This window comes from Sphingomonas sp. OK281, assembly GCF_900115295.1.
In the GTDB taxonomy this organism is placed as follows: domain Bacteria; phylum Pseudomonadota; class Alphaproteobacteria; order Sphingomonadales; family Sphingomonadaceae; genus Sphingomonas.
Genome location: NZ_FOVZ01000002.1, coordinates 1,105,657 through 1,117,805, shown reverse-complemented (window position 1 = coordinate 1,117,805; position 12,149 = coordinate 1,105,657). Strand labels below are relative to the sequence as shown.

Here is a 12,149-nt window from a genome sequence, read left to right as displayed (position 1 = left end):
GTATCACGCGCCAGACGCCCGACCGCTTCAGTAGTACCACAGGTAGCATTGGAGCCGATGACGAAAGCTACTTGCCCGACGCACTCGATAATCGCGATGCTTTGCGGACGGCGAGTTCCCCTCGGCGATATCGTTCCTCACCGTCACTGATGCGCGCGAAAGGTCACGCCGATCGTCCGCGGGTCGCTTGGCGTAGCAAGGATTAGGCCTGAGTTTCCGGCCTGGATCGTGACGTTTTGAATGTAGTCGCGATCGAACAGGTTGCGGGCGAAGACAGCAAGCTCCCAGCCCTTCTCGCTGCGATAGCCTATGCTGCCGTTGACGACAGTGTAGCTGCCTATCGTCGTGAAGCGCGAGCCCGTGGGATCGCCGAACTGCTTGCTGCGGTAATTCGCATCGGCATGCGCGAACAGGCTGCCCCCGAGCGTCGCGACGGGACGGAGGTAATCGCCACCGACGGTGTAGGACCATTTCGGCAGGCCGGGCAGGCCGGTGCCGCTCAGGTTGCAGGAGGACGCCGTATTGCCGATCAACTCGATCGGACACGGGCCTGCGGGGTAGCTGTCATACTTGCCGTCCGCGTAGGCGACCGACGCACGCAAGGATAGCTCGCGGGTGACCGCCGCTACCGCATCCGCCTCGACACCCTTCACCGTTACGCGCGGAATATTGGCGAGATAGGTGCGCAGCGCCGCAGCCGCGCGGGTGTCGCTGACGTTGGTCTGGAAATCGGTGACGCGGGTGTAGAAGCCGTCGATGTTGAAGGTGAGCCGATTGTCGAACAGGCGGGTCTTCACGCCGACCTCGTAGGCGGTGTTCTTCTCGGGCCGGACGACGGCGGTGCCGATTGCCGGCAGGTTCTGGTCGTTCAGCGGCAACCCGGACATGTTGATGCCCCCCGACTTCTCGCCCCGCGCGTAGCTGACATAGCCAAGTACATTATCGGTCGCCTGCCACGCGATGTTGGCACGACCGGTCAGCGCGCCGTCATTGACCTTCGCGGCATAGGTCTGGCCGCGCAGGATCGACAGCCGGGCATTGATCAGCGCGGCGTTGGTGGTGGCGGGCCCGCCGAACACGACCGTGTCGTAGGTGCCGGTCTTGTGCTCGTAGGTGTAGCGCAGCCCCCCGGTCAGCGTGACGCGATCGACCGGGCGCCAATTCACTTCGCCGAACGCGGCGTAGCTGTTCGACTGGAAATCGGTCCGGCCATCGGTGCCATAGCCATCGAGCAGATTGGCGGGTACCGGGGTGGCATTTGCGCCGGTGGTCGTCCCGATCAGGTAGCGCGCCGCGGCCGGGCCGTAGATCGAGATCGGCCGTCCGACGACGCGCTGACGGAAGAAATACAGACCGCCGACATAGCTGATCGCATGGTCGCCGTTGGAGGCCAGACGCAGTTCCTGGCTGTACTGGTCCTGGCGCGACGGAATGTGCTGCTCGATCTGGATCGGGATGCCGGTATAGTCGCGATCATTGGCCGCATCCCAGTTCCAAAAGCGCCACGCGCTGACCGACGTGAGGGTCGCGCCGCCCAGGTTCCAGTCCGCGATCGCTGCGACGCCGCCCTCGTTGGTATCGACGCCTAGCTGTGCGTCGATATCGGTCACGCGATCATAAGGATTGGTGCTGGGTGGCGTGTAGCTGAACTGCGCAGCAAGGCCGGTCGGTCCGGCGAATTGCCGCGTGGCGGTGCGCGGGACGTCGCGGGTTGCGACGCGGTAATAGACCTGCGTGCAGCAGTTGCTCTGGAAGTTGGTGAAGTCTGCGCTGAGCTTGATCTGGACCATCTCGGACGGCTTGAACAGCAATTGCCCGCGGACCGCCTGATTGCCGATCTGGTTCTGATCCCGCCCGGTGCGGACGTTGTCGATGACGCCGTCGCGCCGCGTCGACACGCCCGATAGGCGGAAGGCCAGCGTATCGCTGATCGGCCCCGACGCGGCCGCCCTGACCTGGACGAAGTTGTAGCTGCCGACCGAAATCTCCTCGGTCGCCTCGGGCGTGAAGGTGGGCGCGCGCGTGGTTATGTTGATCGCGCCGGCCGTGCTGTTCTTGCCAAACAACGTGCCCTGCGGCCCCCTCAGCACCTCGACCTGGCCGATATCGCTGAAGTCGAACGCGGCCGTCGCGGGACGGGCGTGATACACTTGGTCCACGTAGAAACCGACACCGGGCTCGAGCCCGTCATTGGCCTGGCTAACCGCGACGACGCTGCTGCCGAGGCCCCGGATCGTGAAGGCAGTGTTGCGGGGGTTGGCCGAGCTGTAGTTGAGCGTCGGGACCAACTGCGAGAGTTGCTGCGTGTTGACCGTATAGGACCGGTCGAGCGATTCGCCGCCCACTACCGAGAGCGAACCGGGGATGCGCTGTGCGTCCTCGGCACGACGACGGGCGGTCACGGTGATCTCTGGCAACCCAGCCCTGTCCTCGTCGACACCAGTCGTGGTCGGGGCAGACATGTTGCCCGCTGGCGCCGATGGCCCCTGCGCGAAGGTGGGTGCCGCGAGCGCGATGACGCTGACGGCGCAGAGCAGGTGACGCATTGGAATTTCCCCTTGTCGGCCGGCATGCTGTCGTTGCAGATGCACTGGTACTATATATAGCCATATACAGTCCTAAATCGATTGGAAGAGGCTTTGCCGGCCATGATGCTGATTTCACTGTTCGTTTCTGCAGCCAGTCCACAAGCGATGCCGGCATTGGACCATGCGACGATCGCGTGTCCCGCAACGCCTCTGCCGCTCCCGGCAGGATTGAAAGGATGGGAGCGCAAGCAACCGGTTCACGCAGCGGGAACCGTCAAAACGGCAACGCCGCTACCGATCGGCACCGGCGTTGCGGCCATTTTGCTGCCGACGTCGCAAATTGCCTATGCCGTCGAGGCGCGCGGAGGGGGCGGGGCGAACAGCAACGGTGGCATGTTCGCCTTCACGGTAGCGATGGCCGGTCGCTACCGTGTCGCGCTGGGGGCCGGGGCGTGGGTCGACGTCCTGCGCGGCACGACGCCGGCGCCATCGGTAGCGCATGCGCATGGCCCCGCGTGCACGGGCGTTCGCAAGTTAGTCGATTTCGACCTGACGCCGGGGCGCCATGTGTTGCAGGTTGCGGGTAGCGAATCCCCGACGCTGACGCTGATGGTCGCGCGTATGCCCTGAACGCGACACGACCGACGGGTTCAGCCCTCCGGTTTGAGTGCGGCGACCAGCCAGTCGAAATCCGCTCCGCCCGCGGTCGCGACCATGCGAGCCTCTATGCTGCGGTAGCGGTCGAGCACCTGTTCGCCGAAGGCGGTCAGCTGCGCGCCGCCCATCTTGCCACCGCCGGCGCGCGTCTCCACCACGGGCGCGATCCAGGCGCGATTGAGGCTGTCGACGAGCAGCCAGATACGTCGATAGCTCATCTTGAGATCGCGTCCGGCAGCCGAGATCGAGCCGGTCCGCGCTATCGCGTCCATGACCAGCGCCTTGCCCGGACCGATTGCCGGTTCCGAACCGCCCAGAATCTGAACGTTGACCTTCAACGGTCCATCAATAGCCAATTATTAGCTCCATGCCGAAAGCACGATATTCGTTGAAATCGCTGACCGCGTCGATTGCGGAAGACGCATCTGCCTTCTGCGTTCGACTCATTTACAGTGCACTGTAAGCGAGATGTGGTTTCAGCCATAGCGCTGTCACTGCCTGAGCAAAACGTCGCTCGCCTTCGCCTGCCATACGGCAATCCGCATCGTTGGTGGGACTGGGATCGAGCGCCTGCATTGTGACGTCGTCGGGGATCTCGATCCTTACCAACCGCGGATCGTCAGGAAGCAGCGCGGCGGGCAGATCGAGAAGGACCAACACTTCCACGACCGCGAGGCTTGGACTGGCTGCTGCATACACTATCTGCCGTCCTGCCGAATTCTATCGACCGCTCCAAAGGCGCGCGCCCTCACCATCCAGCCCGCCACGTACCGCCTTGCACAACCGATGGGCGATCACGCAGCAATCCCGTGCGCGACCCGCCCCAGCAAGGCCTCGACAGCAGGGCGCCCTGATCGGTATCCGCCATTCCCCGCGGCGTTTCACCAATGAGTGTACGGTTCTGCCGGTTCAGCCAGACATGCGCTTTCTCGGCATCGCCGAAGGTCTCTTCCGCCGTTGCGACCACACCGACCATGCGGAGCAAGCGATCCGATTCCGCCTGGTCCAGCTGTTCGGCATTTAGCTGCCGACACTTGACGGTCCGTCGATTGACAATTGGAGGGTCGTTCCCGTTGAACGACAACCGTGCAATGCGCAGGAAATGGTTGACTACTTGTGTAGGCACCCCGCGCCGGATGAACCGCACAATGTCAGGTGTTCAGCGGAACTGTGACACGCTCGCTGTCCAACACCGTCCATAAGTGTGCCACTGCGGTTACGATATCAACCCTAGCACTTTGCCTAAGGCTATCGGGCATAGTGTCCGGGGGGGGCGTCGTATGATAGCAAGGAGGTGTGCGACCCCTGGGACCGACTAAATTGACGCCTGTAACGCCCTAACGTGCCGTTGGTTGAGGATGTAACTGCCCCGCTGATGCCGAACCTGTGTCGCCTGCAGTTTGACGTGGCGTTCGGGGAATTCACCGAGCATTCCTGCGCACAATGCACTAGGGATGCCCTGTGCCTAATGTCGTATCTCCGTCGCTGCGCCAACTGCGCTACCTGGTAGAACTTCGTGAGACCGGCCATTTCGGGCGAGCCGCAGCTGCCTTGGGCGTCGGGCAATCGACTTTGTCATCGGGTATCGCCGAACTCGAACGGCTGATCGGAATGCAGCTCGTCGAGAGAACGCAACGCTCGCTGCGGTTCACCGATGTTGGTGAGGCTTTCGTCGTTAGAGCTCGTAGCGTGATAGATGCGACATCAGCATTGACCGACTTTGCCATCGCATCGGCAAAGCCGCTTACAGGCACCCTTCGCCTCGGTATTATTCCAACGATCGCCCCATTTCTCCTGCCGCGCTCACTCGGCGCAATGCGGGCGGAGTTTCCAGAGCTGGAGCTACATGTCCGAGAGATGACGAGCGAGCGTGGCTGCGCCGATTTGTATCGCGGTATTCTCGATGCGGTTATTCTCGCGCTACCGTATGATTGCGGCAAGATCGACTATGTCGAGATCATGCAAGATCCATTGTCGCTCGCAACCCCACGGCAGGGGGTTTCTCCATTGCTCGACCCACAAACCCTCTTGTTGCTCGAAGACGGACACTGCCTGAACGACCATGGCCTGATGGGCTGCGGGCTGCCAAAGGCACGCGCGTCGGCGATGGTAGCGACATCGCTCCATACGCTTGTGGAGCTTGTGGAAGCAGGTCTGGGGACGACCTTTCTACCCCAGATGGCGATAGACGCCGGACTGATCGATGGCCGACAAATCGATACGACGCGATTGCCATCAAGGGCGGACCGGACAGTGGTGCTGGCGTGGCGCGTCGGCAGTGGCCGTGAGAACGACATGCGCGCCCTCGCTCAGACGATCCGGAACAGTCTTCCCCATTGCAACGACCGCTAGGCTCACCACTCATATCGACGTAATTGTGATCGCAGCCGTGTCATGGCGGATGTACGTGGCGTCAGACCGCTTGTTTGATGCCCGCCTGTGATCGACTGATATGATCGATCTCTCCCGAATAATCGATTGGACAAATGTCCTTCAGAACCTGCATGTTAGAAATAGACGGTTACACCTATCGAGAGAGGATGCCGAGATGGCCGATTACGAACAGCCCAAGGGTAGCGGTTGCCCAATGAGCCCCCAGGGTGGCGGCGAGGTTAAAGCTCGCTCGCTGCTAGGTCGTACGAACAAGGATTGGTGGCCCGATGCGCTGCCGATCGACATGCTGCACCAGCACGGCGTCTCCCCCGATCCGATGGGTGAAGAATTCGACTATGCCGAATCGTTCAAGCAGCTCGACTATGCCGCGCTGAAAGCCGATCTGACCGCGCTGATGACCGATAGCAAGGCATGGTGGCCTGCTGACTATGGCCATTATGGCCCGTTCATGATCCGCATGGCATGGCACGCCGCCGGCACCTACCGCGTGACCGACGGCCGTGGTGGATCGTCGTCGGGTCAGCAGCGCTTCGAGCCGCTCAACTCGTGGCCGGACAACGGCAACCTCGACAAGGCACGTCGCCTGTTGTGGCCGCTGAAGCAGAAGTACGGCAAGAACATTAGCTGGGCCGACCTGTTCATCCTCGCTGGCAACGTCGCGATCGAGAGCATGGGCGGGCCGATCTTCGGTTTCGCTGGCGGCCGCAAGGACGTCTTTGCCTCCGAGGGCGACACGTTCTGGGGTGCCGAGGAGCTTTGGGTCAACGAGGGGGCGCAGACGCGCATTAGCGAGGAGCTCCCCGAACTCGAAGGCCCGCTCGCCGCGATCCAGATGGGTCTTATCTACGTCAATCCCGAAGGCCCGGGCGGTGATCCGAACCCGCTGCTATCCGCGCGCGACATGAAGGCCACCTTCCAGCGGATGGCGATGAATTCCGAGGAAACCGTTGCGCTCACCGCCGGCGGCCACGCGTTCGGTAAGGCGCACGGCGCCAAGCCGGCCCCGCATTTCAAGGCGCCGTCTTCGGAATCCGTGCACATGCAGGGCCTTGGTTGGCTGACCGACAGTGAGGAAATCGGCCAGGGCCATATCACGACCTCCGGCGTCGAGGGCGCATGGTCGAACAACCCGACCAAGTGGACCGGCGATTACCTGCGCCTGCTGTTCAAGTATGAGTATGAGCTGACCGAGAGCCCGGCCGGCGCGAAGCAGTGGCAGCCGGTCAACCCCGAGCACGAGGACATGGCACCCGACGCGCGCGATCCCAACAAGCGCGTGCCGACGATGATGACCACCGCCGACATGGCGCTGAAGATGGACCCCGAGTTCCGCGAGATCGCGCTGCGCTTCCGCGACGATCAGTCGGCACTGGACGACGCGTTCGCGCGCGCCTGGTTCAAGCTGACGCACCGCGACATGGGTCCGCGCGTTCGCTACCTCGGGCCCGAGGTTCCGGAAGAGACGCTGATCTGGCAGGATCCGGTTCCCGAGGGCAACGCGCCGTCGGACGCCGACGCCGCTGCGTTCAAGGACGCGGTGTTGTCGAGCGGCCTGACGATCGGCCAGCTGGTCAAGACCGCCTGGGCATCGGCATCGAGCTATCGCCGGTCGGACCACCGCGGTGGTGCGAACGGTGCGCGCATCGCGCTCGCACCGCAGAAGGACTGGCCGGTCAACGAGCCCGAGCAGCTGAGCAAGGTCCTGGCCAAGCTCAACGAACTGCGCGGCGACATGTCGCTGGCCGACGCGATCGTGCTGGCCGGTTCGGCAGCGGTCGAGAAGGCGGCGCGCGATGCCGGTCACGACGTGTCGGTGCCGTTCCTCGGCGGACGCGGCGATGCGACGCAGGAGTGGACCGATGTCGAGAGCTTCGTGTGGATGGAGCCGCAGGCCGATGGTTTTCGCAACTACCTGAAGACGCGTCACCCGGTGAAGACCGAGGAGCTGCTGCTCGACAAGGCTTCGCTGCTCGGCCTGTCCGCGCCGGAGATGACCGTGCTGGTCGGTGGCCTGCGCGTGCTTGGCGCAAATTTCGGTGACGCGCCTGAGGGCGTGCTCACCGAGCGTCCGGGACAGCTGACCAACGACTTCTTCGTCAACCTGCTTGACAACGACACGTTCTGGGACCTGGTCGACACGTCAAGCGACGAAAAGTTCATCGGTTACGATCGTGGCGGTCGCGAGAAGAAGTGGCAGGCGACCCGTACCGACCTGATCTTCGGCTCGAACTCGCAGCTGCGCGCCACGGCCGAAGTCTATGCGGAGAACGGTCATGAAGAGAAGTTCGTTCGCGATTTCGTCCGTGCTTGGGTTAAGGTCATGAATGCTGACCGTTTCGACGTCACGGTCAAACCTGTATCATCCAATCAAGCGACATAAGGTGTGATGGCGTGCGGATAAGTCGGGTTGGCCTGATTAGTTTACGGTAGGCCATGACTTATCCGCACTGTCTGTTAAGCAAACGTCGCAATAAAAGCATAGAATCGTAGCTCCGGAAATTCTAAAACTATACTTCAACGGCAATATATGCTACGTTTATTATCGTGCACGCGGTTAGATACTGCCTGGTCTGACCGCATGTCGATTTTAGTGTTGCATTAAAATTTATAAACAAACTTGGTTTTGCACTTGCATAATGGCTAAGGCCGTCGAGAGGTTCTAACTGCTATCCGCCCTGGTAGGTGACTTTGTGATCTGCCGGAATGTGGTTGCAGGGATAGACGCCATTCGAGCATGTCGGCATCTTCCATCGAGCGTGAAGGGTCTGCATCGAACGCGTAAAAAGCCAGTCTGTAGAAGCGGCGCTATCTGCTGCCATCCTTTGTTGATTACGCTGATAATCGACGAGCGTGCATGGCGTTTTGCAGATTTCAGCGCCACCGCACTCCGTCAGTTGCCCATGGCCGCAGTCTGGCGATCAAGGGAAAAACAAGACCACACTTGTTGCGCCATTTTCAGCTCAAGCATGTCCTTCCGTTTTACATCATCTAACGCGCCACCAGCGCGTAATATATACCCTATCTATTTTGTCATTTAAACTTGTGATCAGCTTAGCATCTGGGTGCTCAAGCGAGCGCCCAGCGTAAAAGTCCCCCCGCTCCTACGCCACCAGCGCGCACTGCCAAACGCTGCGCTATTGGTATGGTGCGACCATGCAGTGCGAGCGCCCAAGACGGCAGCAACTCTTCTCCAGCATGAAGCATGGCACGCTGAAGCGGTACTGCGGCCGGGCTTGTTGCTGGTTGATCCATCAGCGCCGATGCCACGGATCGTGTTCGTGCGTCGTAGCGCAGTTGGGGTCGCATTGTGTAAAGATAAGCGGCTACGTCCTTGCGCGTCTCCGGCACGTCAATGGCCCCGAGCTTACGGGCCAACATCGCCATCTCTGCAAAGTACGCGTCCTGGCGTGAACTGCGAAATGCCGGCGCGCGATACCGCATATAGGCTGATAAAAAACTACGTGCCTCGACCACGTGGACCCATGTCAGGAGTGCCGGATCGTTGGCGGCATAGGGTGTACCATCGGGCAGTACGCCTGTAACCTGATCGTGGATCGCGCGGACACGTTCGATTGCGGCATTGGCCGCCTGGGTTGGTCCGTGTGTCGTTATGCCGATGAACTTCGCGGTCCGTCGCAACCGCTGGTGCATGTCGTGGCGGAAGTTCGAATGATCCCATACCCCCGAAAGGGCGGCCGGATGCAGCATCTGTAAAAGCAAGGATGATATGCCCCCGATCATCATCGATGGGAAATCGCCATGCACCGCCCAAACCGCGGATCCCGGACCGAACAATCCGTCATCGCCCATCGGCCTTTCAAACTCTGACTGTGCTGCGGGATCAGGTCGCATCACCGCCTCGATCTGCACCCGAATTGCACGACGTAATGGGTTCGTGCCGGTACCTACGCTACACGCATCTGCGGTTTCACAGCCCACCCCCGTTTGAGAGGTGCCGTTCCTACGCATAACGCCCGAGACTCGTTACGGTATGCTGCCGTTCGCCGTCCGAATTTTCGAATTCGATCGCGAAATGGGCCTACCAGCTCAGAGACGGCATCGCGCCTCGCGCGGGTCGGTGACGAACATGGAACGCCAGAGCTATGCCCTGTTTTTTCGCTCGAGTTGGCCATTGAAGTAATGGCTTTTGATATAGACGCGTGCGCCAGCCACGGTGGGTCGGGGACGTACTCGATCGGCTATCCTCACGAGGTCATCGATATTCTTACTAACCCAGGACGTCATGTCTTCTCCCCAGATTGGCGTACCCGCCGCGGCTTCGATTGCCTCGCGCGTGACGACAACGATGTATCGCACCCCATCGGCGTGAGCAGGAAATTTGATGCTTTCCCCTCTTATCGGCACCGAACTGCCCCCTTTTTATCGCTGCATAGCCCGCAGCGGGTATGGCCATGAGTGCCGCTCCGAGGCTCTCGCAACGCGAAATCGCGCGGGGTAAAACCGCCCTAAAAGGTCGAAACGGCTTCGCTATGCCAGCTTAGCATAGCAGTTTTTCTTAATCTAGATTAAGCCCATGAAATGACGGATCGTTTTTGGCTAATCTACGATAATCTTGTACAACCAACGTAGGTTAGGCCGGTTGAGCGAGTTTTTCGTAACCACCCCGCCCTGATGGATGCGCTAAGTCGCACCCGACCGAAGAGTTCGGGAACATCCCATGCTCCGCTGCCGGCGAGAGTGAAGGGTGACGCGATTTAACGGACATCGGCGGAGAACCATTATGCCATCCAGTTGGACGACGAACGCCAAACCAGCGTTCAACACGCCTCGGTTTGCGCCACTAACGAATGGGGCACCCGCCGCAATCCGGATCACTAGATCTGGAGGCACCCGCAGCGCACTCGCGATCGCAAGCGCAGCTAGCCCTGTTATGCGCGGCGTAGTGACCGCGTTGCCGCTATCGGCCTTGGTCTAGATCGCCATCTTGCTTCTCTGCCTGGCTAGCAGCGAACGCCCTCTACTCCATGTCGCCGCGCTCGATTGGCAAGATCCGATCAATTCCACTCTCGTTCGTCCTCGCGCCTCGCGGGGCGAGGATCGCCATGCTCAGAAACTTTCTCGCATGTGCAGCGGCGTCGCTTCTCGCGCTCACCCCGCAACCAGCGGTGGCCCAACAACTTATTCTTCCGGGTGCGTTGCGGCTTGCAAGCTACCGCGCGATCTGAGGCCCGGTCGGTACGATGATCCAGCCCATCAACGACGTCGTTGCGGCATACAAAGGTCGTATTATCCTTCATCCGCGCGTGCTCGACCTTCCCCGTGCACAACAGCTTTTCTGGCACACACATGAATGTGCACATCAGATCTTTGCCCCTGGCGAGGCAGCGGCAGATTGCCGGGCCGTACAGCAGGGCAAGATCTGGGGACGGCTGTCGCATGAAGAGCTAACCAACCTCCCCACTCCGTGTATCAATTTCCCGGCGTTGATACTCACGTCAGTGAATAAGAGCGCATCTCCACGATTAAAAGTGCTTTAGCACTTAATTCATTAATTCTAATAATAATCGTATATTATCGTGGCAAAGTAATCCTCTGACTCTTAGATTACGATGTCCGCCGGTCTATCTCGGTGATAAGCAGGCTATACACGGGGTATCGCTTTCTGGACACAGTTGACGGTCCGTGGCCTTCCCGGCTTCACTTTTTTTCTGCAGGCCCAACCTCAAAGGCCCATATGCTCTTTCCGGCGTCTTTGGCCCGGTACAATGTTTGATCGGCGACGCGCAGCGTCTCCGCCACGCCTACGCCCGTCGCTGCTCCCAAACTGCAGGTTGCGCCATAGTTCGTCTGGGCGAGCGCAGCCATGATGGCATCATGGATCTTACCGCTTTTTCTTTCTGCGGATGCCGTGTCGCGAACGGCGAGACAGAATGCAAACTCGTCGCCGCCCAAGCGCGCGGTCACGTCATAGGGCCGGACGGCAGAGAGAAGGGCATCTGCCACGATACTCAAGACATCGTCTCCTGCGGCGTGGCCATAGCGGTCGTTGATCGCCTTGAAATCGTCCACATCGATCAACCCGCACAGGAGGATCCGATTATCTCGCGCGCTGGTCAGTTCCAGACTGCTACACTCCCTTTTAAATGCCCTACGATTGCCCAGGCCGGTCAGGGGATCGATCTGGGCGTTGGCCCGCTCCTGATCGAAGGTTCGGCGGAAAGCTCCGACGAACAGAATGATAAACATTACACCAAAGACCCTTACGCCAACATTCCAGGCGGCGGTCGACGTCGAAACGGTCGACATCTGTGCGGAAAGGCCATCGCCAAAGCCGTTGAGCTGCAGGGTTATGGCGACCGCGATGAGGCCGAATACGAGACCGGCAATCCTGCCAAGGCACCATACGGTGAAACACAGAGGCGCCAGATATACAGCGTTCAGAGAGAGATGCGGGCCTGTCGCATCATCCACGACCAGGACTGCGCTCCACATCAAAGTCAGCCAGACTGCAGCTACGGCCCTGTTAACATCGGCTGATCTGCGCAGCGCCGCTTCGAGTGGCGACCATTTCGCTGTCGCGTTGCGGTGATCAGAATTGGTGGATGTGCT

The 12,149-nt window shown here is 60.5% G+C and carries 9 protein-coding genes and 1 pseudogene; 4 read left to right on the top strand and 6 right to left on the bottom strand.

Annotation, left to right across the window (positions count from 1 at the left end; genetic code table 11):
• Nucleotides 1-143: 143 nt before the first annotated feature.
• Nucleotides 144-2,546: a TonB-dependent receptor gene (locus BM244_RS11235; RefSeq protein WP_093398929.1), complete on the bottom strand. Its 2,403-nt coding sequence runs from the start codon at nucleotides 2,544-2,546 to the stop codon at nucleotides 144-146.
• Between the two features lie 102 nt (nucleotides 2,547-2,648).
• Between BM244_RS11235 and BM244_RS11230 the strand changes: the two genes are divergently transcribed.
• Nucleotides 2,649-3,158 (top strand): homogentisate 1,2-dioxygenase, encoded by a 510-nt coding sequence (locus BM244_RS11230; protein ID WP_217649113.1) that lies wholly within the window; start codon nucleotides 2,649-2,651, stop codon nucleotides 3,156-3,158.
• A 20-nt stretch (nucleotides 3,159-3,178) separates the two neighbouring features.
• On the opposite strand, the gene BM244_RS11225 is transcribed toward BM244_RS11230, so the two are convergent.
• From BM244_RS11225 to BM244_RS23525, 3 genes and pseudogenes are all read right to left on the bottom strand, one after another.
• The gene (locus tag BM244_RS11225) at nucleotides 3,179-3,523 is read right to left on the bottom strand and encodes a winged helix-turn-helix domain-containing protein (protein ID WP_254784385.1); all 345 of its coding nucleotides are present in this window, start codon (nucleotides 3,521-3,523) and stop codon (nucleotides 3,179-3,181) included.
• Between the two features lie 109 nt (nucleotides 3,524-3,632).
• Nucleotides 3,633-3,893: pseudogene (locus BM244_RS23530) on the bottom strand (RES domain-containing protein); the annotation flags it as partial.
• Nucleotides 3,894-3,933: 40 nt separating this feature from the next.
• A complete protein-coding gene (locus BM244_RS23525) occupies nucleotides 3,934-4,152 on the bottom strand; it encodes an MbcA/ParS/Xre antitoxin family protein (RefSeq protein WP_254784409.1) in 219 nt (72 codons plus the stop codon).
• Between the two features lie 494 nt (nucleotides 4,153-4,646).
• Between BM244_RS23525 and BM244_RS11210 the strand changes: the two genes are divergently transcribed.
• Together BM244_RS11210 and katG are read left to right on the top strand one after the other, a co-directional pair.
• The gene (locus BM244_RS11210; RefSeq protein WP_093398927.1) at nucleotides 4,647-5,537 is read left to right on the top strand and encodes a hydrogen peroxide-inducible genes activator; all 891 of its coding nucleotides are present in this window, start codon (nucleotides 4,647-4,649) and stop codon (nucleotides 5,535-5,537) included.
• Between the two features lie 235 nt (nucleotides 5,538-5,772).
• Nucleotides 5,773-7,959, top strand: a complete 2,187-nt coding sequence (gene katG, locus BM244_RS11205) for a catalase/peroxidase HPI (protein ID WP_254784408.1) — start codon at nucleotides 5,773-5,775, stop codon at nucleotides 7,957-7,959.
• Between the two features lie 686 nt (nucleotides 7,960-8,645).
• On the opposite strand, the gene BM244_RS11200 is transcribed toward katG, so the two are convergent.
• Entirely contained in the window at nucleotides 8,646-9,449 is an 804-nt protein-coding gene (locus BM244_RS11200) for an oxygenase MpaB family protein (protein ID WP_254784383.1), read from the bottom strand.
• A gap of 1,331 nt (nucleotides 9,450-10,780) precedes the next feature.
• Between BM244_RS11200 and BM244_RS23100 the strand changes: the two genes are divergently transcribed.
• A complete protein-coding gene (locus BM244_RS23100; protein WP_175518166.1) occupies nucleotides 10,781-11,077 on the top strand; it encodes a hypothetical protein in 297 nt (98 codons plus the stop codon).
• Between the two features lie 160 nt (nucleotides 11,078-11,237).
• On the opposite strand, the gene BM244_RS11195 is transcribed toward BM244_RS23100, so the two are convergent.
• Entirely contained in the window at nucleotides 11,238-12,032 is a 795-nt protein-coding gene (locus tag BM244_RS11195; protein WP_093398925.1) for a GGDEF domain-containing protein, read from the bottom strand.
• Between the last annotated feature and the right edge of the window lie 117 nt (nucleotides 12,033-12,149).